Origin of the sequence: Agrobacterium cavarae (assembly GCF_004310285.1) — a bacterium.
GTDB lineage: Bacteria > Pseudomonadota > Alphaproteobacteria > Rhizobiales > Rhizobiaceae > Agrobacterium > Agrobacterium cavarae.
In genome coordinates, this window is record NZ_SISF01000034.1 from 195,813 (window position 1) to 218,691 (window position 22,879).

At 57.8% G+C, this 22,879-nt stretch carries 22 protein-coding genes; 13 read left to right on the forward strand and 9 right to left on the reverse strand.

Going from position 1 to position 22,879, the window contains the following annotated elements; genetic code table 11:
• Positions 1-112 precede the first annotated feature (112 nt).
• Positions 113-943: a UDP-2,3-diacylglucosamine diphosphatase gene (locus EYC79_RS21825; protein WP_062427467.1), complete on the forward strand. Its 831-nt coding sequence runs from the start codon at positions 113-115 to the stop codon at positions 941-943.
• Positions 944-951: 8 nt separating this feature from the next.
• On the opposite strand, the gene dgcA is transcribed toward EYC79_RS21825, so the two are convergent.
• Positions 952-1,935, reverse strand: a complete 984-nt coding sequence (gene dgcA / locus EYC79_RS21830; RefSeq protein ID WP_130979487.1) for an N-acetyl-D-Glu racemase DgcA — start codon at positions 1,933-1,935, stop codon at positions 952-954.
• Between the two features lie 145 nt (positions 1,936-2,080).
• Here dgcA and EYC79_RS21835 point away from each other — a divergent pair, with 145 nt between their 5' ends.
• From EYC79_RS21835 to EYC79_RS21850, 4 genes are all read left to right on the forward strand, one after another.
• A complete protein-coding gene (locus EYC79_RS21835; protein ID WP_130979488.1) occupies positions 2,081-3,241 on the forward strand; it encodes an ABC transporter permease in 1,161 nt (386 codons plus the stop codon).
• A gap of 10 nt (positions 3,242-3,251) precedes the next feature.
• The gene (locus EYC79_RS21840; protein ID WP_236760330.1) at positions 3,252-4,091 is read left to right on the forward strand and encodes an ABC transporter ATP-binding protein; all 840 of its coding nucleotides are present in this window, start codon (positions 3,252-3,254) and stop codon (positions 4,089-4,091) included.
• A 2-nt stretch (positions 4,092-4,093) separates the two neighbouring features.
• Positions 4,094-5,464 (forward strand): MlaD family protein, encoded by a 1,371-nt coding sequence (locus EYC79_RS21845; protein ID WP_062427463.1) that lies wholly within the window; start codon positions 4,094-4,096, stop codon positions 5,462-5,464.
• A 74-nt stretch (positions 5,465-5,538) separates the two neighbouring features.
• Positions 5,539-6,102, forward strand: coding sequence for an ABC-type transport auxiliary lipoprotein family protein (locus tag EYC79_RS21850; protein WP_130979489.1), 564 nt, complete (start codon positions 5,539-5,541; stop codon positions 6,100-6,102).
• A 91-nt stretch (positions 6,103-6,193) separates the two neighbouring features.
• Here the strand turns inward: EYC79_RS21850 and EYC79_RS21855 are convergent, their stop codons facing one another.
• The gene (locus tag EYC79_RS21855) at positions 6,194-6,631 is read right to left on the reverse strand and encodes a PACE efflux transporter (protein WP_062440844.1); all 438 of its coding nucleotides are present in this window, start codon (positions 6,629-6,631) and stop codon (positions 6,194-6,196) included.
• A gap of 202 nt (positions 6,632-6,833) precedes the next feature.
• Positions 6,834-8,123: a citrate synthase gene (gene gltA / locus EYC79_RS21860; RefSeq protein ID WP_062440847.1), complete on the reverse strand. Its 1,290-nt coding sequence runs from the start codon at positions 8,121-8,123 to the stop codon at positions 6,834-6,836.
• A 258-nt stretch (positions 8,124-8,381) separates the two neighbouring features.
• Between gltA and EYC79_RS21865 the strand changes: the two genes are divergently transcribed.
• Positions 8,382-10,862 carry a ComEC/Rec2 family competence protein gene (locus EYC79_RS21865; RefSeq protein WP_335625487.1) on the forward strand — a complete coding sequence of 827 codons (2,481 nt, stop codon included), beginning with the start codon at positions 8,382-8,384 and terminating at the stop codon, positions 10,860-10,862.
• 10 nt (positions 10,863-10,872) lie between these two features.
• Here the strand turns inward: EYC79_RS21865 and EYC79_RS21870 are convergent, their stop codons facing one another.
• Positions 10,873-11,562, reverse strand: a complete 690-nt coding sequence (locus EYC79_RS21870; RefSeq protein ID WP_130979490.1) for a glutathione S-transferase family protein — start codon at positions 11,560-11,562, stop codon at positions 10,873-10,875.
• A gap of 257 nt (positions 11,563-11,819) precedes the next feature.
• Between EYC79_RS21870 and EYC79_RS21875 the strand changes: the two genes are divergently transcribed.
• Positions 11,820-12,218 (forward strand): GFA family protein, encoded by a 399-nt coding sequence (locus tag EYC79_RS21875; RefSeq protein WP_130979491.1) that lies wholly within the window; start codon positions 11,820-11,822, stop codon positions 12,216-12,218.
• A gap of 352 nt (positions 12,219-12,570) precedes the next feature.
• Here EYC79_RS21875 and lexA read toward each other — a convergent pair whose 3' ends face one another.
• Positions 12,571-13,296, reverse strand: coding sequence for a transcriptional repressor LexA (gene lexA / locus EYC79_RS21880; RefSeq protein WP_130979492.1), 726 nt, complete (start codon positions 13,294-13,296; stop codon positions 12,571-12,573).
• Between the two features lie 356 nt (positions 13,297-13,652).
• On the opposite strand from lexA, the gene EYC79_RS21885 reads away from it, so the two are divergent.
• The 3 genes from EYC79_RS21885 (at position 13,653) to eno (ending at position 16,692) form a co-directional block, all read left to right on the forward strand.
• Entirely contained in the window at positions 13,653-14,216 is a 564-nt protein-coding gene (locus tag EYC79_RS21885; RefSeq protein WP_130979493.1) for a hypothetical protein, read from the forward strand.
• A 135-nt stretch (positions 14,217-14,351) separates the two neighbouring features.
• Positions 14,352-15,200 (forward strand): 3-deoxy-8-phosphooctulonate synthase, encoded by an 849-nt coding sequence (kdsA, locus tag EYC79_RS21890; RefSeq protein ID WP_130979494.1) that lies wholly within the window; start codon positions 14,352-14,354, stop codon positions 15,198-15,200.
• Positions 15,201-15,417: 217 nt separating this feature from the next.
• The gene (gene eno / locus EYC79_RS21895; RefSeq protein WP_062427456.1) at positions 15,418-16,692 is read left to right on the forward strand and encodes a phosphopyruvate hydratase; all 1,275 of its coding nucleotides are present in this window, start codon (positions 15,418-15,420) and stop codon (positions 16,690-16,692) included.
• 130 nt (positions 16,693-16,822) lie between these two features.
• Here eno and EYC79_RS21900 read toward each other — a convergent pair whose 3' ends face one another.
• From EYC79_RS21900 to EYC79_RS21915, 4 genes are read right to left on the reverse strand one after another with little or no spacing between them, the layout of a single operon-like run.
• Entirely contained in the window at positions 16,823-17,242 is a 420-nt protein-coding gene (locus EYC79_RS21900; protein ID WP_130979495.1) for an HIT family protein, read from the reverse strand.
• Between the two features lie 21 nt (positions 17,243-17,263).
• Complete coding sequence (locus tag EYC79_RS21905; RefSeq protein ID WP_130979496.1) at positions 17,264-18,454, reverse strand: GNAT family N-acetyltransferase; 1,191 nt, start codon at positions 18,452-18,454, stop codon at positions 17,264-17,266.
• On the reverse strand, positions 18,451-19,194 hold the full coding sequence (locus EYC79_RS21910; RefSeq protein WP_162746197.1) for a glycerophosphodiester phosphodiesterase: 744 nt from the start codon (positions 19,192-19,194) through the stop codon (positions 18,451-18,453). Before EYC79_RS21910 ends, EYC79_RS21905 begins: the two co-directional genes overlap by 4 nt.
• Complete coding sequence (locus tag EYC79_RS21915) at positions 19,191-19,661, reverse strand: RidA family protein (RefSeq protein ID WP_062440866.1); 471 nt, start codon at positions 19,659-19,661, stop codon at positions 19,191-19,193. Before EYC79_RS21915 ends, EYC79_RS21910 begins: the two co-directional genes overlap by 4 nt.
• 117 nt (positions 19,662-19,778) lie before the next feature.
• On the opposite strand from EYC79_RS21915, the gene EYC79_RS21920 reads away from it, so the two are divergent.
• The 3 genes from EYC79_RS21920 (at position 19,779) to tsf (ending at position 22,772) form a co-directional block, all read left to right on the forward strand.
• Positions 19,779-20,618, forward strand: a complete 840-nt coding sequence (locus tag EYC79_RS21920) for a cell envelope integrity EipB family protein (RefSeq protein ID WP_062427451.1) — start codon at positions 19,779-19,781, stop codon at positions 20,616-20,618.
• A 190-nt stretch (positions 20,619-20,808) separates the two neighbouring features.
• The gene (gene rpsB / locus EYC79_RS21925; protein WP_111850527.1) at positions 20,809-21,576 is read left to right on the forward strand and encodes a 30S ribosomal protein S2; all 768 of its coding nucleotides are present in this window, start codon (positions 20,809-20,811) and stop codon (positions 21,574-21,576) included.
• Positions 21,577-21,845: 269 nt separating this feature from the next.
• A complete protein-coding gene (tsf, locus tag EYC79_RS21930) occupies positions 21,846-22,772 on the forward strand; it encodes a translation elongation factor Ts (RefSeq protein WP_062440869.1) in 927 nt (308 codons plus the stop codon).
• Positions 22,773-22,879 lie beyond the last annotated feature (107 nt).

Below are 22,879 nucleotides of genomic sequence, written 5' to 3' on the forward strand. Positions count from 1 at the left end.
ACCAGCGTCAGACCATGGAAGTGCCGCTTTGTCATCTTGCTGAAACACGAGTCTGGTTTTCCCAAGAGTGAAAGATTTCCAAACGCCTTTCATGAGACGAGGGGACGAGACCATGGCCACGCAGACCGAAACCAGACACTTCAGGACGCTTTTCATTTCCGACGTGCATCTTGGCTCGAAAGCGGCCAAGACGGATTTTCTGCTGGACTTTCTGAAGTATCACGAGGCGGACACGATTGTGCTCGTTGGTGATATCATCGATGGTTGGCGCCTTCGCCGAAGCTGGTACTGGCCGCAGGGCTGCAACGACGTGGTGCAGAAGCTTTTGCGCAAGGCGCGCAAGGGCGCGCGCATCGTCTACATCCCCGGAAATCACGACGAATTCTTACGCGAATTCCCCGGCACCCATTTCGGCGGCATCGAAGTGGCCGAGCGCATGATCCATGAGGCAGCGGACGGCAAGAAATATCTCGTGCTGCATGGCGACGAGTTCGACGTCGTCGTGCGCAATGCACGCCTTCTCGCTTACCTTGGTGACTGGGCCTACGATGCGGCGATTGCCGTCAACGTCGCGATCGCGGCGGTTCGCCGCCGTATCGGCCTGCCTTACTGGTCTTTCTCCGCCTGGGCGAAACTCCAGGTAAAGCATGCCGTCAACTTCATCGGCGAGTTCCAGCGTGTGGTAGCCGACGAGGCCCGGCGCAACAAGGTGGATGGTGTCATTTGCGGCCATATTCACCACGCGGTGATGGAGGATATCGACGGTATCCGCTACATCAATACCGGCGACTGGGTGGAAAGCTGCACGGCCATTGTCGAGAACCTTGACGGCTCTTTCGAGCTGATCACCTGGATGCAGACCAGCGACAGCGCGGAAGAGCCAACGGTGCGCCAGCTGGAGCCGGTGATGTTTCCCAAGCTCGTTGATACAAAAGCGGCCTGAGGATGTCTTTATCCCCACAGCTCCGGCTGTGGCGGATGAACGAGGGAACCGTCATAGACAAGACCCGGCTCTCTATCGCGCGCCAAAAGCAGAGGGCCGTCAAGATCGGCAAAGGCCACGTCTTGCGCCAGTAGCACAGCGGGTGCCATGGCAAGCGACGTTCCCAGCATGCATCCCACCATGATCTGATAGCCGAGACGCTCGGCCTCCTGCTTCATCACCAAAGCCTCGGTAAGGCCACCTGTCTTGTCGAGCTTGATGTTGATCGCATCGTAACGATCGCGAAGGGATGCAAGGTCTCTTGTGAGGTGGACGCTCTCATCCGCGCAGATTGCCACGGGTCGCTTTATCGTTGCTAAAAACGCATCGTTGCCGGCTGGGAGAGGCTGCTCGATCAAGGAGATCCCGAGCTCCGCGGCAACGGCCATGTGGTGCTCTACATTGTCTTCACGCCATCCCTCGTTGGCATCGACGATGATTGCGGCATCTGGTGCTGCCGCACGAACGGCGCGTAGGCGCTCTTCGTCATCCTCTGTTCCCGTCTTTATCTTCAAGAGCGGGCGATGGGCATTTTCTCTGGTCTTCGCCGCCATCGTCTGCGCATCGGCGAGCGAAATCGTGTAAGCCGTCATCAAGGGTTTTGGAGCAGACGGCAAAAAATGAGCAAAGGCGGGTCTTCCGGAGAGCTTCGCTTCCAGATCCCACAAGGCGCAGTCGACGGCGTTGCGCGCAGCACCTGGCTTCATGGCCTGCTGAAGATGCTCCCGGTCGAGCCCCGAAGCGATTGCCTTCGCAGCTGCGTCAATATCTGCCAGGACGCCTTCGATCGTTTCGCCATAGCGCGCGTAGGGGACGCACTCTCCCTGACCTTGGACGCCATTGTCGGAAATGGTGCAGGTCACCACATGGATTTCCGTGCGGCTTCCCCGCGAAATGGTGAAGCTTCCTGCAACCGGGAAGATCTGCGCTGTGGCTTCGAGGTAACGGCTCATCAAAATTGCCTTATAGTTGGGGGTAAAACCATGGAACCTGCAAAATATGTATCCATTTACGGTGCACCGCTGTGGCTTGCTGGTCCGGCAAAAGATATGAATCGTTAAGAGAATCTTTCAGTAAGCTGCATTCACGCGGAGAAATATGCAAGAACAGGAACCAGGCAAGCGGGTGGAACAGGCTGCAATCTCGGCGGATGAGAACGCGGAGCGCGGCGGCGCGCGCTACGTGCTCTCCGGTTCCTGGCGCAACGCGAACATCTCTCCCGTTCTGCCCGAACTCGACAAGATCGAGAAATCAGCTGCATCCGGGCCGATCACGATCGACCTTTCGGGTATCGACCATATCGATACGACCGGTGCATGGATCCTCCATAGCCTGCGGAGCCGTCTGGAGAAGTCCGGCTCAAATGTCAGCTTCGAGGGCAACGAGAAGGTCGAGGAGATCATCACCTCGCTTCCCGATGAAGCGCCGCTGCCGCCGAAGGATACGCAAAAGCAGGGTATTTTAAGCCGCATCTTCGAACCCGTCGGACGCAATGTCGTCCAGGCGGGGTCGGACTTTATGGCCGGCATGTTTATTCTGGGCTCTGCTGTTCGTGGCGCGCAGATGAAGCTCGGCCGAGGGCGTGGCGTATCGCCTGCCGCCATCGTCAACCAGGTCGATCACATGGGTGTACGTGCGGTGCCCATCATTACGCTGATGTCGTTCCTGATCGGTGCGATCATCGCGCAGCAGGGCGCGTTCCAGCTCAGATATTTCGGCGCAGAAGTCTTTGTGGTCGACCTCGTCGGCATTCTCCAATTGCGTGAGATCGGCGTTCTTCTGACCGCTATCATGATCGCCGGCCGGTCGGGCAGCGCGATTACCGCTGAGATCGGTTCGATGAAGATGCGCGAGGAAATTGATGCGCTGAAAGTCATCGGTCTCAATCCTGTCGGCGTTCTGGTGTTCCCACGTCTGGTGGCGCTCACCATCGCCTTGCCGCTTCTCACCATCATCGCCAATTTCTCGGCCTTGTTCGGCGCTGCGATCGTTTCGCTTATTTATTCGGGTATCACGTTTGAAGTGTTTCTCTCGCGTCTTCATAGTGCCGTGGAAGGTTCGACGATCGCGTCCGGCATGATCAAGGCGCCATTCATGGCCCTGATCATCGGCATTGTGGCATCCGTCGAAGGAATGAAGGTTGGCGGCAGCGCGGAATCGCTCGGTCAACACGTGACGGCCTCGGTGGTCAAGTCAATCTTTGTCGTGATCCTCGTCGATGCGCTTTTCGCCATCTTCTATTCAGCCATCGATTTTTAAGGAGAGGGCTGTGGATCAAGGACAAGCAGTCGAGGACAGGAAAGACAGCAAGACCGATCGCGAAGTCGTGCTTTCGGTGGAGGGCGTGACTGTCGGTTTTGGCGACAAGCTCGTGCTCGACAATCTCGATCTCGATGTCTATCGCGGTGAAATTCTGGGCTTTATTGGTCCGTCCGGTGCCGGTAAATCGGTACTGATGCGCACTGTGCTGCGGCTCTTGCCGCGCCAGGGCGGTTCGATCAAGATCCTTGGGACTGACTATGACAAGGCCTCGGACGAAGAACGCATGGCGCTCGATACGCGTCTTGGTGTGCTCTTTCAGCAGGGCGCTCTCTTCTCCGGTCTGACTGTGAAAGAGAATATTCAGCTGCCGATGCGCGAATATCTCGATCTGCCGCAAAAGCTGATGGATGAGCTTGCGGCTTTGAAGATCGAGATGGTGGGTTTGAAGCCGGATGCCGGCGACAAGTTTCCATCCGAACTTTCAGGCGGCATGATCAAGCGCGCGGCATTGGCGCGCGCTCTGGCGCTCGACCCGGACCTCGTCTTCCTGGACGAGCCGACATCGGGTCTCGATCCGATCGGGGCTGCAGAATTTGATATGCTGATTGCGCGCTTGCGCGATTCGATGGGTCTGACCGTCTACATGGTGACCCACGATCTCGACAGCCTGTTTTCAGTCTGCGACCGCATTGCCGTTCTCGGCAACAAGAAGGTGGCAGTCGAAGGTACACTCGAGGATATGTTCAATAACGACGATCCCTGGGTCCAATCATATTTCCGCGGAAAGCGGGCTCGCGCCGTCGTCCTTCCGGATGGCACGCAACAGATTCCGGGGAGTAACGGATAGGCATGGAAACCAAGGCGAATTACACCATTGTCGGTATTTTTACGCTCATCGTGGTCGCGGCGGCATTCGGCTTCGTTTACTGGATGGCCGAATTCGGACGCGGCGGGCCAGTGGCGCAGCTGACGATCCGTATTCCAGGATCGGCCAATGGTCTGTCTGTCGGTTCGCCGGTACGGTTCAACGGCATACCCGTCGGTACGGTTCGTGGTCTTTCGATCGATCAGCAGGATCCTGCTTACTCGATTGCCTATACGGAAGTGCAGGCGGATGCGCCGGTCTTTCCGTCCACTCGCGCGGTTCTGGAAATCCAGGGCCTGACGGGCGCTGCCTATGTCGAGCTTTCGGGCGGGCGTAGCAATGAGGAACGCATTCTCCAGAAGTCCTTCGAAACCGGCGTGCCAGCAGAGCTGACGGCTGATCTGTCCAGTGTGACGAACCTGCTTGCCACCGCCGACAAGATTCTGAAGCGTGCGGATGGTGCGATCGGAGAACTGCAGGGCTTCGTGCAGGATGCGCGCGGACCGCTGACGGAAACCGTTCGCAATGCCGAGAAATTCTCTGCAGCGCTCGCCTCCAACTCCGATGGCATCGAAAACTTCCTCGAGAGCCTGAGCTCATTGTCGACAACCGTTCAGTCGGTTTCGGTTCGTCTCGATGGAACGCTGACGGCCGTTGAAGATCTGGTCAAGGCGGTGGATTCCCAGAAGATCGACTCGATTCTCACCAATGTTGACAAGGTGACGTCCGACGTGGCGGCCTCTTCCAGCGGCATTCAAGCGGTTATGGAGAACGTGCAACGCACCTCACGTAACTTCGAACAGGCAAGTTCGGACGCTCAAAACGTGTTGAAGCGCGCCGATGAGCTTCTGGCTTCGGTCGATACCGCGAAGGTGAGCAATACGGTTGAAGATGTGTCGGCTGCGACTGCCGACGCTCGCCAGGCGATTTCCACCTTCCGCCAGATCGCCGATGACGTTGGAACGCGCCGTCAGGATATCGATCAAGCAATTGCCGACTTCACCGATATGTCTCGCAAGCTGAACATGGCGTCGAGCCGCGTCGACGGCATTCTCGCGAAAGTGGACGGCATGCTGGGAACCGATGACGCGGATTCGCTTTTTGCCAAGGCACGTGAGACTCTCAACTCCTTCAAGGCGGTTGCTGACAATCTCAACGGACGTATTGGCCCGATTGCCGACAACCTCACTCGCTTCTCGAATTCGGGCCTGAGGGATCTTCAAGCGCTGATCAGCAGCACCCGTGATACGGTCAACAATCTCAACAATACGATCACCAATTTCGATCGCGATCCGCAGCGCCTGATCTTCGGTGGCGAAAATGTAAAACAATATGATGGCCGGACACGGCGTTGATGGAGGTTCCTGGTTTCATGATTTTGCAGATACCACGGCGGAAAATATCCGCGGTCTCCACGAAGTTTGCTGTGATGATGCCCTTGCTTGGTGCGATCCTGGCAGGCTGCGGCGGTGGCGCTAAGAACGATACGTTCGATCTTTCCGTCTCACCCGCGCCGGTGACGCAGGCGCGATCCCTCAAGGGACGCCAGCTTCTGGTGGCTGAGCCAACCGCGCTGAAGGCGCTCGATAGCGAGAACATCGTGGTACGGCTTTCCAACTCGGAAGTGCAGTATCTTGCAAACTCGCAATGGAGCGATCGCCTGCCGCGCATGGTGCAGTCGAAGCTGGTCGAAGCCTTCCAGGATACGGGCCGCCTCGGCGGTGTTGGGCGTCCGGGGCAGGGTCTGGCGATCGACTATCAGGTCGTCACCGATATTCGCGCCTTCGAGGTCGACACCAAGAACAATGTCGCCAACATCGAGATTTCGGTACAGTTGCTGAACGATCGCAACGGCACGGTGCGGGCGCAGGACGTGTTCCGTGCAAGCGCGCGAGTCAGCGGTACGGGCAACGCGAACTTTGTCAAAGCGCTCGACTCGGCGTTTGCCGCTGCCTCTCGCGAGATTGTGGCCTGGACGTTGAAGGCGCTCTGATCGCCATCCACGATGTAAAATTAAACGCCGCGACATCATTCGATGCGCGGCGTTTTTCTTTGCGATTACCTGTGGGTTTAATCTGGTAGCCTTACTCGGCTGCTGCTTCCTTCTGCCATTCCGGCAGCGGGAAGATCGCGTCATAGGCCCAATTGAAGACGAAGGCGTAGACGACGTAGAAGAGCGCGAACGAGATATCCATGATTAGTGCGTGGATCAGGCCGATGCCGAGATACCATGCAATGAACGGCATCAGAACGATCAGAAGTCCAAGCTCGAACAGAACCGCGTGCGCCACACGGATCGCTGGTGTCTTGAGCGTGGTGCCGCGCAGGCGCTGCAGGGTGTGGTCGAAGCCGAGATTGTAAAGATAATTCCACGCCGTCGCGACGGTGGCGCTGACGACGCCGACAATGCCGATGTCGCTCATCGGCATGGCGAAGACGACAGTGCCGAGTGGAATGACCAAAGCGAGGCCGATAATTTCAAAGCTGAGGGCGTGGCGGATACGATCGCCTATGCTGCGCATGGGAAACTCCCGAGATAACCAAATCGGGCCGTCCCGAATGCTGTCGCCGCCATGGCCGAGGTCGTCCTCGCAAGGACGATATAAGCGGAAGCGGCTTTTGCTTCAAGTCTTCGGGTATCGCGAGGATGGATTGCCGAAAAACTGCGCATAAAAAAAGCGCCTCGAAAGAGACGCTTTTTTGTCTGGAGGTCCCGACTGCGGATCAGCGCTTGGAAACCGGAACGTAGTCGCGCTTTGCAGCGCCGGTGTAGAGCTGGCGCGGACGACCGATACGCTGCTGCGGATCTTCGATCATCTCGTTCCATTGGGCGATCCAGCCGACGGTGCGGGCAAGAGCGAAGAGAACGGTGAACATGGTCGTGGGGAAGCCGAGCGCCTTCAGCGTGATGCCGGAGTAGAAGTCGACATTCGGGTAGAGCTTCTTCTCGACAAAGTAAGGATCCGAAAGGGCGATCTTTTCCAGTTCGAGCGCAACCTGCATGATCGGATCGTCGGAGTTGCCGGTCGCTTCCAGCACTTCGTACATCGTCTTCTGCATGATCTTGGCGCGCGGATCGTAGTTCTTGTAGACGCGGTGACCAAAGCCCATCAGGCGGAACGGATCGTTCTTGTCCTTGGCGCGTGCGATGTATTCAGGAATACGATCGACGGTGCCGATCTCGTTCAGCATGTTCAGCGCTGCTTCGTTGGCGCCGCCATGAGCGGGGCCCCACAGGCAGGCGATGCCGGCTGCGATACATGCGAACGGGTTTGCGCCCGAGGAACCGGCCAGACGAACGGTCGAGGTGGACGCGTTCTGCTCATGGTCAGCGTGAAGGATGAAGATGCGATCCATGGCGCGGGCCAGAACCGGGTCCACCTTGTACTCTTCGCACGGAACGGCAAAGCACATGTGCAGGAAGTTCGATGCGTAATCGAGATCGTTCTTCGGGTAAACGAAGGGCTGGCCGATATGGTACTTGTAGGCCATGGCTGCGATCGTCGGCATCTTGGCGATCATGCGCAGAGACGCGACCATGCGCTGGTGCGGATCGGTGATGTCGGTCGAGTCGTGGTAGAAGGCGGAGAGGGCGCCAACCGTACCGCACATGACAGCCATCGGGTGGGCGTCGCGGCGGTAGCCGGTGAAGAAGCGGCTCATCTGTTCATGCACCATGGTGTGACGCGTCACACGGGTGTCGAAGTCTTTCTTCTGCGCGGTCGTCGGCAGTTCGCCGTAAAGCAGCAGGTAGCAGGTCTCGAGGAAGTCGCCCTGTTCGGCAAGCTGCTCGATCGGGTAACCGCGGTGCAGCAGAACGCCTTCGTCACCATCGATATAGGTGATCTTGGATTCGCACGAAGCGGTCGAGGTGAAACCGGGGTCGTAGGTGAAGGAGCCGGTGTGTTTGTACAGGGTGCCGATATCGACGACGCGCGGGCCAATCGTACCTTCTCGTACAGGAAGATCGACCGTCTTGTCGCCGAGGGTCACTGTAGCGCTTTTTTCCGTCATACCATACCTCCGAATATGCAGGCGATGCGGGTTGACGCATCGGCCAATTAAGCGTCACGGATTTAGCTATATGATCCGCGCGACGATGCCAAGCTATCCAAAAGGCAAATTGTGCATCGCAGAATTGGAATAAGCCGTTCTGATCGGTTTTGCCACTTTACTGTTTCGTTTTAAGTCAATGCTTCCTTAATCTGCACACTGGATTGCAATCCGAATCGCAAGGCTGCAAATTGGTCCTAAGGGACCGAGGGGCGGCACTTGAAAGACTACGGGGAACGGCAGCAGTTCCGCTTGCTGGAGACGGGCACGCCTGTGAAGGTGGAGCTCGACAGCATCAATGCGCCCGCTGCTCTTACCAATACGGATGTCGTACTCTTTGCTCCGCCGCGTCCTGCGCCTCAAGGCTTTGCACAGCGATTGCAATCGACCTTATCGCGTTGCGTCACGGAGGAGCTTCAATACCGGCAGGACTTCCTTTTCATCCCCGTGCTGGTTGGCGCTGGCGCGGCACTGTGGTTCTCGCTCGCCTCTCCGCCATCCGACGTCGTTCTGCTTGTGAGTGGTCTTTGCATCATCCCGATCGCCATCATCACGCGGCACCGGCAGAACGCACTGTCCTTCGTGTTGGCAACGCTTGCGCTTCTGCTGCTGGGCATGCTTCTGGCGAACTGGGAGACGCGCCGCGTTGGGACCACGGTGCTGGACAGTGCCGTGACGACGACGATCATCGGCAAGGTGGAGCGGCGGGAGGTGGATGCCAAGGGCTATTGGCGCTACACGATCGCCCTGACTTCGACGAGTGGACCTTCTCTGACGCGGCTGCCAAACCGGATATCCGTTCTCTCGCGCAGTCGCGAACAACCGATCGCTGTCGGTGCAGGCATCACCGGCAAGGCGCGCCTTTCGCCTCCATCCGGGCCGGCATTGCCGGGCCTCAACGACTTTGCCTTTTCTGCGTATTTCGATGGGATCGGTGCGACAGGATTTTTCTACAGCGCGCCAAAGGCTCTACCGACGCAGGCCGAAACGACGGACGAAGCGGGCTGGCTGGAAGCAGCGGGTTCGGGGCTCTACGCACTGCGCTCCGCTATTGCCGAACGAATCCGCAGCGTCATCGGCGGCGACGCGGGTGCTTTTGCGGCTTCGATCATCACGGATGAGCGGCGCGCGATCTCCAGCGAGACGATGGAAGCTTTGCGCGTGTCGGGGCTCGCCCATATCGTTGCCATTTCCGGGCTCAACATGGCACTGGCATCCGGCATCTTCTTCGTCGGTATGCGTATGGTGTTCAGCCTGTTTCCAGGGTTTTCGCAGCGCTATCCCGTCAAGAAGATCGCTGCCTTTGCCGCGCTGTTGATGACATTCGCCTATTATCTGATTTCAGGCTTTGCCGTCTCTGCCGAGCGGGCATGGTTGATGATGTCGATCATGCTGGCAGCGGTTCTCGTCAACCGGCCGTCGATCAGTCTGCGCAATGTGGCCCTTGCCGCAATCGTCATCATCGCGGTTTCGCCACATGAAATCATGGGTCCGAGTTTTCAGATGTCCTTTGCCGCAACGCTGGCACTGGTTGCGGCCTATTCCTTCTGGAGCAGATGGCGGGGCAATCGCGAACGCCTCTTCATCGCGCGCCCGCCCTTGTGGATGGTGGCCTCGTCCAAAGCGAGTGCTGTGATCGGCGGTGTCGTCATCACCTCGTTGATTGGGGGTGTCTCGACTGCGATCTACTCCATCGAGCATTTCCACCGTATCACCACCTACGGACTGGCCGCCAATCTTGCCGCAATGCCCGTCATGTCGATCATCGTCATGCCGTCTGCGCTGATCGCCATGCTGCTCATGCCTTTCGGTCTGGACGCGCCCTTCCTGAAGCTGATGGGTTACGGCATGGCCATGGTGATCGACATTGCCAACACCGTCTCCAGTTGGGGTGGAGATGCCACGATCGGGCGGCAGCACTCCTGGTTTCTGGGCGTCTCGACAATCGGATTTCTTCTTCTGACCTTGCTACGGACCCACCTCGCGCTCTTGGGGCTTCCCCTGATTCTGGCTGGTCTCGTTCTGGTGCCGCTTGAGCAGAACAGAGCAAAGCCGGATTTATTGATCTACGAGGATGGTGTCCTCGTCGCATTTCGCACGGATCAGTTCGTTGTGACGACCAAGCGCCAGGCGAAGGGGTTCGTCTTTGATCAGTGGGCGAGGGCGGTGCCGCTGCCGGATACGCATGTGGCCCCTGTCATGGTGGATGACGACAAGGCGGGTGAACGAGAGGACACGGCATCGCCAACGCCGCGCCGACCGGCCGTTCTGACCGATCAGCAGAAGCAAGAGGCTCGCGACAAGATGATTCTGGCTTTCGAGCGGACGAATGGCTTCTCGTGCCAGAAAAATGTCTGGTGCGCGGGACGGCATGAGAGCGGCGTCAAAGTCGCGGTCATTTCGAACACGGCGTTGACCGGAACAGCCTGCGATCTGGCGGACATCGTCGTGACGTCGCGTTTCGTGCCGTTTTCAAACTGTCGTTCGGGCGCGCTGTTGATCAGCGCCACAACATTGCGAAAGACAGGCTCGCTGGAACTCTGGCTGAATGAGGCCGGAGCGCCCGTCGCGGCTGCGCGCGCGGCGATGCAAGACGTTGCCAGACCCTGGTCGATCCACCGCGCCTATGACTGGCGCAGCAAGACCTCTGACGGCGCGATGCCGTCGCATATCGAGACGATGCTGGCGGCCCGACCGTAAGTCTTTTGCTTCAACCCGCTTCGGAGCGGCGGTCTTCGATAATCTCGCCAGACGCCCGCGCTTCCTCTTCATGCTCCAAGTCGCGCCACGGCTCCCGGATCGCTGCCTCCTCCCAGTCCTTCATTGCCGGCGAGCTCAGGAGGCGGGTCTTGTAGGCCTCCGCCGTTGGAGAGAGTGCTGTGCCGTAGGTCTGGAAGCGAAACGCGACGGGGCAGAAGAAGGCGTCGACAGCGGTGAAATTCGTACCGGCCAGAAACGGCCCTCCGAAGCTGTCGAGGCCCTGTTGCCATAGCGCGTCGATACGCGCGATATCCTTGCGGAGCGCCTCGGTTGCTGGAACCGGCCGGATCCGCAAGCCTACGCTCATTGGGTGCAGATTGCGGAGCGATTGGAAGCCGGAATGCATCTCCGCGGATGCCGAGCGCGACCATGCCCGCGCTTTGGCATCCTCAGCCCAGACACCATCATGCCGTTCCGCCAGATATTCGATGATCGCAAGCGAGTCCCAGATGGTGACATCGCCATCCACAAGGCAAGGCACCTTGCCGGTGGGGGAGAAGTGATTGAAGTCGTTCTTGGGATCGGGATCGTTGAACGGGACGAGATGCTCTTTGAAGGGAATCTCCAATGTCCGCATCAGCACCCAAGGCCGGAGGGACCAGGAGGAGTAGTTCTTGTTGGCGATGTAGAGTTCGTACATATTGTCTCCTTCTGGTGATATGGCGGCTTGCATCGCGTGCAATCAGCAAAAGCATCCATGCGTGTAAAGTGCGGATATTATTTCTCTGTCCATGGTCCTAACGCATCACCGAGAGGACATACAGGCCGAGTCTGTCATGTCAGCTATCATATGAATTGATGCGTTCGCGGTTCTCACGTGTCCGAAAACAGAAGACAATGAACTTCATCGGTTCGTCGCGGTTTGATGGGAGGCGTCAAGCAAATGGAGCGATCAAGATGAACATGAAATCTGGCGGTTGTGCCTGCGGCAGCGTGAGGCTTTCGATAGTCGGCGAGCCCTACCGTATCGGGATTTGTCACTGCATGGATTGTCGCAAACATCACGGCGAGCTTTTCCACGCATCCGCCATCTTCCCGCAGGATGCCGTTACCATCGAAGGAGAAACACGCAGCTATAATGGCCGTTTCTTCTGTCCCAACTGCGGTTCGCCGGTCTTCGGAAAAAGTGACGACGAAGTCGAGGTCAATCTCGGTTCTTTCGATTCACCAAATCAGTTCGAGCCGACCTACGAGCTTTGGACGGTCCGCCGTGAGGCGTGGCTGCCGGATTTCCCGGCATTGCGCCAATATGAACGAGACCGGGAATCGACAGGCAGAACGGAAAAGGGGCGATGAGACTGTCTACCTTGTCGGATGGTAGCCGCGACGTGGATTAGCTGCGTCTCTACGTCCCGCTCTTAGAAGCGACGGGCGAGGGCGCTTGTCTGTGGCACTGAAAGATTGCCGCCGTTCGAAGGCCATGATCGGCATGCACCCGACCATCCGCCAATCTTTCGACTTTCATCCTCGGATCGAGAATGAGGATAACAAGAAAGACAAAGACAAGACGAAGACAAGACGAAGAGAACCAGCGTCGAAACCTCGGCGCGATCACAGGCAGCCCAACATCGCCGCATCTGCCAACGAGGTCAGCGCGTCTTGCCTCTGCAAGAGCACAGGCAGCCAGTTTGAGCCGACTATCGTCCGCTCAGTGATAGCGACGAATGAGGCCGACCAGCTTGCCCTGGATCTTGACCCGATCCGGTCCGAAGATACGGGTTTCATAGGCTGGGTTCGCGGCCTCCAGGGCGATGGAAGCACCCTTGCGGCGGAAGCGCTTCAAGGTGGCTTCTTCATCATCCACCAGTGCGACGATGATATCGCCGGGGTTGGCGGTGCTGCCGTTGCGGATGATGACGGTGTCACCATCGAAGATGCCAGCCTCGATCATCGAGTCACCCTTGACCTCAAGCGCATAATGCTCGCCCGTGCCCAGCATATCGACGGGTACGGCAACATCGTGGGTGTTGTTCTGGATAGCGGAGATCGGCACACCGGCGGCGATGCGTCCCATGACAGGAACGGTGACAGCGGAGGAGATCTGATCGTTTGCTGGCTTCGAAGCGGGAGCCGGCTCAGGCGGTTTGGCTTTTCCGAGGCTGCCCTCGATCACGCTTGGCGAGAAACCGCGCGGCGGCTTCTGTGCGGGTGCGGAATAGGCTTCCGGAAGCTTGATGACTTCCAAGGCTCTTGCCCTGTTCGGCAAGCGGCGGATGAAGCCGCGTTCTTCCAAAGCGGTAATCAGCCGGTGGATGCCGGATTTCGAGGCAAGGTCGAGGGCATCTTTCATCTCATCGAAAGATGGCGGCACGCCGGACTCTTTCATTCGCTCATGAATGAAAAGAAGCAGTTCCTGCTGTTTGCGCGTGAGCATGAAGAAAACCCTTGGAATACGTGGCGAAGATTCGCGAAACAAATACAGAACGAACACTATATGTTCCATATGTGTTCTGCAATCCCTTAAAATTCCGCAAACGTTCACGTCTCATGGATTCGCGGTCCTGTTATCCGCGCAATGGTAGAAGTTTATAGCTTCTTTACGGTATTGCGCGTCTTTTTCGTCTCCAGGTTGATGATTTCATTTTTGCGGGTATCTACAAGCTGCTTCGAGGATCACACGATCCGGTCATCCTGTGGGATGAGGGCCAAGCCATTCGAAGCATTATCCACAAAATTATCAGGGCTCTATGGCGCCGCTTCCTAGCGCCTGTCTGGGGCAGGGACATTTTTATGAAGCTAATTAGATTTACACTTATCGGAATGCTGATTGCGCTGGCCGGTTGCCAGACCCTCGATCCCAATTCACCGGAAGCTTTGAAGCGCAAGGAGTACGACCGGCTGCTCCTGAACACGACGATGGCCAATTGCAAGCTCATCGTTCAGCTCAATCAGAAGCGCGTTTCGCAGAACAAGGAGCCGACGCGCGACAATAACTGCGCACGGATCCTGAAGAACCACGCGCTTGGCGGCGTTCATCCGGCGAGCTTCATCCCCGATCTTGCGGTGAACGGCATTCCCATTCCGATCGGCGGACTGATCAAGCTTGCCATCGTTGCCGACCGAAACCAGCGCGAGAAGAAGGCCTGGGAGGCATCGCTACCGACTTGGGTTTCCGCCGGTGGTGAGAACAGCGAGAACGTCTATCGCATGTTGCTGACTCACGGCTTCAAGCCTGAAGAACTGGAAGGGCTGAAGGGAAGTGCCGGATTTTCCGACGCCGTGCGCGCGGTCGGGCCGTTTGTGCAATTTTCCGAGGCCAATCCCGATGTCGTCCGGAAGGCGAATGCTGGCTGAAGGGCAGGCGGTCGGTGTACCGGCCGCAGCTTCCCTCATCTCGTGACACATGGCGCGCTTGCTGCTAATGCCTGTGCAACATCGCAAGTTAAGCGGTTGCCGGCGATGTCCGGCGCATGTGTCGTGAGGAATGAGATGACTGTGAAGAACAATTTGAAAGTGGTCGCCGGCGAAGGCAAAGGCGCTGTCGCCTTCTCCAACACGGAGCGGTTTTCGCTGATCGCCGGCCCGTGCCAGATGGAAAGCCGCGACCACGCTTTCATGATTGCCGGCACGCTGCATGAGCTTTGCGGCAGGCTCGGCATCGGGCTTGTCTATAAGTCATCCTTCGACAAGGCCAACCGCACATCGCTCTCCGGACAGCGTGGCATCGGTCTCGACAAGGCCATGGAGATATTTGCCGATCTTAAGAAGGAATATGGCTTTCCGGTCCTGACTGACATCCATACGGAAGAGCAGTGCGCCATTGTCGCCGAAACCGTCGATGTCCTGCAAATCCCGGCCTTCCTCAGTCGCCAGACCGATCTTCTGATCGCCGCCGCGAAGACCGGTCGCGTGATCAACGTGAAGAAGGGGCAGTTCCTGGCGCCCTGGGATATGAAGAATGTGCTGGCGAAGCTAAACGAGAGCGGCAATCCGAATGTTCTCCTCTGCGAACGAGGCGCATCGTTCGGCTACAACACGCTTGTCTCTGACATGCGCTCGCTGCCGATCATGGCCTCGCTCGATGCGCCGGTGGTCTTCGATGCGACGCATTCCGTCCAGCAGCCAGGCGGGCAGGGTGGGTCGACCGGGGGGCAGCGCGAATTCGTCGAGACATTGTCGCGTGCGGCGGTGGCCGTCGGCATTGCAGGCCTGTTTGTCGAGACCCATGAAGACCCGGACAATGCCCCTTCCGACGGTCCCAACATGGTTCATCTGAAGGATATGCCGAAGCTTCTGGAGAAGCTTCTGGCGTTTGACGCCATCGCCAAGGCCGCCTGATTTTGGCCTAATCGATTTTTATAGGTTGGGCGACGCCTGATGCTGGGCGTCGTCATTGTAATTTCTCACGCTTCGTCTACAGCGAAGTGGCAATGACCTTTCACGCTTTTCAGAATCGCTTATCCGCCGTCCGGCTCGAAAACGGCTTCACAGTTTTGCCGATGCGCTCTAAGACAAGCGACTGAAATTCATCTGTTCCAGTCCCAAGGGAGAGACCATGACAGCCATTACCGACATCATCGCACGCGAAATCCTCGATAGCCGTGGCAACCCCACGGTCGAGGTCGACGTGTACCTCGAAGACGGCTCCTTCGGTCGCGCCGCCGTTCCATCGGGCGCATCCACCGGCGCTCACGAGGCAGTCGAGCTGCGCGATGGCGGACAGCGCTATGGCGGCAAGGGCGTTGAAAAGGCCGTCGAGGCCGTCAACACCGAGATCTTTGATGCGCTTGGCGGCTTCGATGCCGAAAGCCAGATCCACATTGACCAGACGCTGATTGCGCTCGATGGTACGCCGAACAAGTCTCGCCTCGGCGCAAACGCCATCCTCGGCGTGTCGCTCGCCGTTGCCAAGGCCGCTGCCGAAACGACCGGCCTGCCACTCTATCGTTATGTCGGTGGCCCGAACGCCCACCTGCTGCCCGTTCCGATGATGAACATCATCAATGGCGGCGCGCATGCCGACAACCCGATCGACTTCCAGGAATTCATGATCATGCCGGTCGGTGCGGAAAGCATTCGTGACGCGGTGCGCATCGGCGCTGAAATTTTCCATGTTCTGAAGAAGGAATTGGCAGCGCAGGGCCACAACACCAATGTCGGCGACGAAGGCGGTTTTGCCCCTGGCCTGAAGAGCGCGCCGGAAGCGCTGGACTTCATCATGAAGTCGGTTGAAAAGGCCGGTTACAAGCCGGGCGACGACGTCGCTCTTGCTCTCGACTGCGCCTCGACCGAGTTCTTCAAGAACGGCAAATACGAGATGGAAGGCGAAGGCCGCACGCTCGAGCCGGAAGCCATGGCTGACTACCTCGCGGAACTCGCGGGCAAGTACCCGATCATCTCCATCGAAGACGGCATGGCCGAAGACGATTGGGAAGGCTGGAAGTACCTGACCGACAAGATCGGCTCCAAGGTACAGCTGGTCGGCGACGACCTCTTCGTTACCAACTCCGCGCGCCTGCGCGACGGCATCAAGATGGGCGTTGCCAACTCCATCCTCGTCAAGGTCAACCAGATCGGCTCGCTGACCGAGACGCTCGACGCTGTCGAGACGGCGCACAAGGCACGCTACACGGCTGTTATGTCTCACCGTTCGGGTGAAACGGAAGACTCCACGATTGCCGATCTCGCTGTTGCCACCAACTGCGGTCAGATCAAGACCGGCTCGCTGTCGCGCTCTGACCGTCTGGCGAAGTACAACCAGCTGATCCGTATCGAAGAGATGCTGGGTCCGCAGGCTGCTTACGCTGGCCGCTCCATTCTTCGTAGCTGATTTGAGTTGTGATGATTTTGGGGCTTTCCATAGGCCCCAATAATAGAAAACCCGCCGATGGCCTCGGCGGGTTTTTTTGTGTCAGCGATATGGCATTTGTTCTCGACGGTCGACGGGTCGAGAGCCTACCTTACAGCGCCTGTTTGATCTTCTCTGCGTGGGCCTTCAGCATCTCCACATCCGCCACCGCGCCGCTATGGGGTTTCAAAGGCTCTCCGTCCTTGCGCGGTACGATGTGGAAGTGCAGGTGGAAGACCGTCTGGCCAGCGGCGGGCTCGTTGAACTGCGCTACATAGATGCCATCAGCATCGAAGGCTTCCTTGGCGGCGACGGCGAGCTTCTGGACGATGGGGATCGTTTTTGCCAGCACCTCAGGATCGGCATCGAGAATATTGCGCGAGCCGGTTTTCGGGATCACCAGCAGGTGACCCGGGGCCTGGGGCATCACGTCCATGAAGGCCAGCGTATGGTCGTCTTCGTAGACTTTGACGCAGGGGATTTCACCCCGGAGGATTTTTGCGAAGATGTTGTTGTCATCGTAGGCTGTCACGGGCTGCTCCCTCAAAACTCTTTAGTCGTCGTCTTCCTGCCGTTCGCCTTTGCGAAACGGGCTATGGTCTTCAAGATAGTCGTTGATCTGTTCGACTTCGCTTCGTTCCCGCTCCAGATAATCGGCGATGGCGTGGCGAAGACCGGGATGGGCAATGTAGTGGGCGGAATGAGTGGTCACCGGCGTGTAGCCGCGTGCCAGCTTATGCTCGCCCTGAGCGCCTGCCTCCACGCGCTTCAAGCCCCTGGAAAGCGCAAAATCGATCGCCTGATGGTAGCAGACTTCGAAATGCAGGAAGGGATGGTCCTCGACGCAGCCCCAGTGGCGGCCGTACAATGCGTCACCGCCGATGAAGTTGATGGCGCCAGCAATATATTTACCCTCACGCTTTGCCATCACCAGCAGGATATCGTCTGCCATGCGCTCGCCGATCAGGGAGTAGAAGGCCCGCGTCAGGTAAGGCTTACCCCATTTGCGACTGCCGGTATCCGTGTAGAAGGTGAAGAACTGATCCCAGATATCTTCGGTCAGATCGCTGCCGGTCAGCCAGTCGATTTCGATGCCGTTTTCCAGTGCTGAACGCCGTTCTTTCTTCAGGGTCTTGCGCTTGCGCGATGACAGCGCGTCGAGGAAATCGCTGTGATCACGATAGCCTTCATTGATGAAATGAAACTGCTGATCGGTGCGATGCAGAAAACCCTCATCCTCCAGGGCTTCAATCTCGTCTTCATTTGCGAAGGTCACGTGTGCTGAAGAGATGCCAAGCTTCTCTGTCACCTGCTGGAGACCTGAGGCGAGAACCTGCTGAAAGGCCGCAACGTCCAGTCCCGTCGTCAACAGGCGCGGACCCGTTGCAGGCGTGAAAGGGACCGAGCATTGAAGCTTGGGATAATAGCGGCCGCCTGCGCGTTCGAACGCGTCCGCCCACCCCTGGTCGAAGACATATTCGCCGCGGCTGTGGTTCTTGAGGTAGCCAGGAACCGCCCCCATCAATCTCCCGTCGCTGCGCTCCAGCAAGAGATGCTGGCCGAGCCAGCCGGTCTTTGCCGTGGCCGATCCGGACTCTTCCAGGGACGACAGAAAGGCGTGCGAAATGAAAGGATTGTACGGCGTGATCGACGGTAGTCTGGATGCTCCGGAAAGGCTGTTCCAGCTTTCCGGAGCGATGTCCTTGAAGGACTGTGCAACGCGAATGGTGTATTCGTCGCTCATGCGGTGGCTGACTGGTCCTTGCTGTTGGGGACAAACCCCTCGAACGTTATCTGGTCAGCATATGTATAGGACTTCTCCAAGGCATTTTCATCCCGCACGGTCCAGGTAATCACCGGGACGCCAAGTTTTCTCTGCGCATCGATGAAGCTGTTGGGCAGGTGACCCCAGAAGTAAGAGATGAAATCGAGGCCGATCTGCATCGCTTCATCGTGTTTGAAGAAATCTTCCGGATTGGCACCTTCAGCGGTCAGACCCAACGGCCAGGGAGAGCGTGCCGCCTTCAAATCCTTTAGGAGATGATGATCGAAGCTCATCAGTGCCACGTGACCCTGATAGCCCTCCAGCTCTTCCAGAACCGCTTCGGCAAAGCCATCATCGACGCCTTCGCCCTCACGGCCCTTGAGCTCGATAACGAGCGGCACCTTGCCGGCGCAGAGCTTCAACAGTTGCTTCAGTGTGGGAACGCGATCCTTGGTCTGCCCGATCGACAGCATCCCAAGTTCGGCAGATGTGCGCTCACGCACATCGCCCTTGATGCCGGTGAGGCGGGTCATCTCGTCGTCGTGAAAGACCACGGGAACGCTATCGGCCGCCAGCTGCACATCGCATTCGATGGCGTAGCCGGCTTCGATGGCGCGGGTAAAAGCCGAGAGCGTGTTTTCCCAAACCACCTTATTGAGATCGTGATAGCCACGATGGGCGACGGGTTGGGCCGTCAGCCAGGATAGTTTCAATGTCATGCGTCGATTTCCACGATGGCATCGATTTCGACGGCGGCATTGAACGGAAGCGACGCCATGCCGACGGCGGCACGTGCATGCTTGCCGGCGTCACCAAGGACATTGGCGATGAGGTTCGACGCACCGTTGATGACGAGGTGCTGCTCGGTGAATTCCGGGACGGAGGCGACGAAGCCGTTGAGCTTCAATACGCGGCGCACCTTGGAGAGATCGCCGTTCAAGGCTGCCTTGACCTGCGCCAGAATGTTGACGGCGCAAAGCTCGGCCGCCTTTTGCGCGGTTGCGACATCGACATCGCGACCGACATGGCCCGTCACCGCAATCTTGCCGGATTCCATCGGCAGTTGTCCGGAAATATAAAGCAGATTGCCGCTAATCGTGAAGGGAACATAGTTGGCAGCAGGGGCTGCTGCGGCGGGAAGAGTGTATCCGAGTTCCTTGAGGCGAGCTTCGATGGCGTCTGACATTTTTCCGTTTCCGCTTTGGTTGTAAATCTTTCAAAAATCCGGCATTCAGGTCATGATGTCGAAAAGCCGGACGGTTGCTTGTACAGTATGAGCGATGAGTCCAACAGGAGTTATTGAATGATCGTCAGGAACCTCGCTCTCGTTCTTGCCGCTGGCGTGGGCCTCATGCCGTGCATCGCAAGTGCCGTGCCTGCCAGCGTTCCCAATCTGATCTCCCATCGCGCCGTCTACGATCTTGAACTCAAGGATGCGTCGGATCGCTCCGGCATTGAGGGCATGACCGGACGCATGGTCTATGAATTCACCGGTTCGTCCTGCAAGGGTTACAAGACCGACTTCCGTTTCGTCACCCAGATCAATACCGGCGACGCGGTGCGGATGACTGATCAGCAGACCACGACATTCGAAGATGCCGTCTCGAAGAAATTCACCTTCGAGACCAAATCCTTTACCGACGACAAGCTCGACAAGGAAGTCATTGGCTCGGCCGCAGACGTCGATGGTAAGATGAAGGTGGATTTGACGAAGCCCGATCCGCGGGAAATCGATCTCGTGCCTGGCGAATTTCCGACCGAGCACATGTATCAGGTCATTGAGAACGCCAAGCTCGGCAAGCGCATCTTTGAGTCGCGTGTGTTCGATGGTTCGGATGACGGCGATGAGAGCCTGATTACATCGACGCTGGTTGGCAAGCAGCAGGCACCGAAGGATGGCGATGCCGAAGCGAGTGTTGCCGGCGATTTCGCCAAGGCACCATTCTGGCCGGTGACCATTGCCTATTACAACGACAAGACCGGGACGGATTCGCTGCCGATCTATCGCATGTCGTTCAAGCTTTACGAGAATGGAATCACGCGTGATCTGACGATGGATTACGGCGACTTCGTTCTGACAGGCAAGCTTGCGAAGCTCGATGTTCTCAAGCCTGAGACGTGTGAAGCGCCGCCTGTACGCTGAAATGTGACGATACTAGCGTTTTTTGATGCCGCGTGCTTGCAATTTGGCGAAGGCCGCTGTATGCGGCACACCATTCCACACGCGAAGCTTGGGGTGTTCCGGGAGAAATCCGGTTCATTCCGCCCGGTGGTACCGGTCAAACGGTGCTGTTCGCTTCGCGGGGGTTCAACCGGAAAAGGAGTAACAAGGCATGGCATTGCCCGATTTTTCTATGCGCCAGCTTCTGGAAGCTGGTGTTCACTTCGGCCACCAGACACATCGCTGGAACCCGAAGATGAAGCCGTACATTTTCGGCGATCGTAACAACATCCACATCATCGACCTGGCTCAGACCGTTCCGATGCTGTCGCGCGCGCTTCAGGTCGTTTCCGACACCGTTGCTCGTGGTGGCCGCGTTCTGTTCGTTGGTACGAAGCGTCAGGCTTCCGAAATCATCGCAGACAGCGCAAAGCGCTCCGCTCAGTACTACGTCAACTCGCGTTGGCTCGGCGGCATGATGACCAACTGGAAGACGATTTCGAACTCGATCCAGCGTCTTCGCAAGGTCGACGAAATCCTGAACTCGGATGCTTCCGGCTACTCCAAGAAGGAGCGTCTGAACCTTGAGCGCGAACGCGAGAAGCTTGAAAAGGCTCTCGGCGGTATCCGCGATATGGGTGGCGTTCCGGACCTGATGTTCATCATCGACACCAACAAGGAAAAGATCGCGATCGAAGAAGCTAAGCGTCTTGGCATTCCGGTTGTCGCCATCATCGACTCCAACTGCGATCCGGACCATATCGATTTCCCGATCCCGGGTAACGACGACGCTTCGCGCGCCATTTCGCTTTACTGCGATCTGATTGCCCGCGCTGCCATCGACGGTATCGCACGTCAGCAGGGCGCTTCCGGCCGTGACCTCGGCGCTTCTGAAGAAGCTCCGATCGAGCCTGCTCTCGAAGACGAAGCCAACGCCTGATATTGGCCTTTCGGCGGCGCCATCGCGCCGCCTTTTCCATCAGGATAAGACAAGGCCGTTCTGGACTGCACGTTCGACGGCCTTGTTCGTTTCAAGCCGCAGCACCCCGTCGATCCAGCGATCGGCGCCAACGGGAACAGCGGCTGGTTTCTCAAGTTTCGTGGCGGCTGTTTCATCAGCCTGTCACAGTTCCGGGTACATTCGTTCCCACAATCCGATTTCGGCCTGGCAAGACTGCCGTGACCGACCGAACCGACAAGAGGCACACAATGAGCGAAATCACCGCCGCAATGGTAAAGGAACTGCGCGAAAAGTCTGGCGCAGGCATGATGGATTGCAAAAAGGCGCTGGCTGAAACCAACGGCGACATGGAAGCGGCAATCGACTGGCTGCGCGCCAAGGGTATCGCCAAGGCTGACAAGAAGTCGGGCCGTACCGCTGCTGAAGGTCTCATCGGTATCGCGTCTGCCGGCCACAAGGCTGTCGTCGTCGAAATCAACTCCGAAACCGACTTCGTTGCCCGTAACGACGCCTTCCAGGACATCGTCCGTGGCGTTGCTTCCGTTGCGCTGACGACCAATGGTTCTGTCGACGCGATCGCTGCTGCCACCTATCCGGCAACCGGCAAGTCGGTTGCCGACACCATCAAGGACGCGATCGCTACGATCGGTGAAAACATGGCTCTGCGTCGCGCAGCTCTGCTCGAAGTCGAGCACGGCGTTGTTGCGACCTACGTCCACAACGCAGCTGGCGACGGCATCGGCAAGCTCGGTGTTCTGGTGGCCCTGAAGTCTGTAGGCGACAAGGCCGTTCTGACCTCGATCGGTCGCCAGGTTGCCATGCACGTTGCTGCGACCAACCCGCTTGCTATCCGCGCCGAAGAAGTCGACGCTGCTGTTGCAGAACGCGAACGCAACGTCTTCATCGAACAGGCTCGCGAATCCGGCAAGCCGGAAGCCATCATCGAAAAGATGGTTGATGGCCGCATGCGCAAGTTCTTCGAAGAAGTTGCTCTTCTGTCCCAGGCTTTCGTTATCAACCCAGACCTGACGGTTGAGGCTGCTATCAAGGAAGCCGAAAAGGAAGCCGGCGCCAAGATCGAAGTTGTCGGTATGGCTCGCCTGCTTCTCGGCGAAGGCATCGAGAAGGAAGAAAGCGATTTCGCTGCAGAAGTTGCAGCTGTCGCAAAGGGCTGATCCCTTTACCCAAATATTGGAAAACTCCGGGGCATCGCGTGACAACGCGGTGCCCTTCGTGTATCCGCGTTCCGGTTACAATTCGCGTTGCCCGGAAAAAGTTTGCA

Bases quoted from the DNA above. Each gene is read 5' to 3' on its own strand.
- EYC79_RS21870 (WP_130979490.1), bottom strand. From the start codon at position 11,562: ATGTACGAACTCTACATCGCCAACAAGAACTACTCCTCCTGGTCCCTC.
- EYC79_RS21855 (WP_062440844.1), bottom strand. From the start codon at position 6,631: ATGCGCAGCATAGGCGATCGTATCCGCCACGCCCTCAGCTTTGAAATT.
- EYC79_RS21850 (WP_130979489.1), top strand. From the start codon at position 5,539: ATGATGCCCTTGCTTGGTGCGATCCTGGCAGGCTGCGGCGGTGGCGCT.
- rpsB (WP_111850527.1), top strand. From the start codon at position 20,809: ATGGCATTGCCCGATTTTTCTATGCGCCAGCTTCTGGAAGCTGGTGTT.
- EYC79_RS21905 (WP_130979496.1), bottom strand. From the start codon at position 18,454: ATGAGCGACGAATACACCATTCGCGTTGCACAGTCCTTCAAGGACATC.
- gltA (WP_062440847.1), bottom strand. From the start codon at position 8,123: ATGACGGAAAAAAGCGCTACAGTGACCCTCGGCGACAAGACGGTCGAT.
- EYC79_RS21845 (WP_062427463.1), top strand. From the start codon at position 4,094: ATGGAAACCAAGGCGAATTACACCATTGTCGGTATTTTTACGCTCATC.
- EYC79_RS21875 (WP_130979491.1), top strand. From the start codon at position 11,820: ATGAACATGAAATCTGGCGGTTGTGCCTGCGGCAGCGTGAGGCTTTCG.
- eno (WP_062427456.1), top strand. From the start codon at position 15,418: ATGACAGCCATTACCGACATCATCGCACGCGAAATCCTCGATAGCCGT.
- EYC79_RS21835 (WP_130979488.1), top strand. From the start codon at position 2,081: ATGCAAGAACAGGAACCAGGCAAGCGGGTGGAACAGGCTGCAATCTCG.
- EYC79_RS21920 (WP_062427451.1), top strand. From the start codon at position 19,779: ATGATCGTCAGGAACCTCGCTCTCGTTCTTGCCGCTGGCGTGGGCCTC.
- EYC79_RS21885 (WP_130979493.1), top strand. From the start codon at position 13,653: ATGAAGCTAATTAGATTTACACTTATCGGAATGCTGATTGCGCTGGCC.
- kdsA (WP_130979494.1), top strand. From the start codon at position 14,352: ATGACTGTGAAGAACAATTTGAAAGTGGTCGCCGGCGAAGGCAAAGGC.
- EYC79_RS21915 (WP_062440866.1), bottom strand. From the start codon at position 19,661: ATGTCAGACGCCATCGAAGCTCGCCTCAAGGAACTCGGATACACTCTT.
- EYC79_RS21910 (WP_162746197.1), bottom strand. From the start codon at position 19,194: ATGACATTGAAACTATCCTGGCTGACGGCCCAACCCGTCGCCCATCGT.
- tsf (WP_062440869.1), top strand. From the start codon at position 21,846: ATGAGCGAAATCACCGCCGCAATGGTAAAGGAACTGCGCGAAAAGTCT.
- lexA (WP_130979492.1), bottom strand. From the start codon at position 13,296: ATGCTCACGCGCAAACAGCAGGAACTGCTTCTTTTCATTCATGAGCGA.
- dgcA (WP_130979487.1), bottom strand. From the start codon at position 1,935: ATGAGCCGTTACCTCGAAGCCACAGCGCAGATCTTCCCGGTTGCAGGA.
- EYC79_RS21825 (WP_062427467.1), top strand. From the start codon at position 113: ATGGCCACGCAGACCGAAACCAGACACTTCAGGACGCTTTTCATTTCC.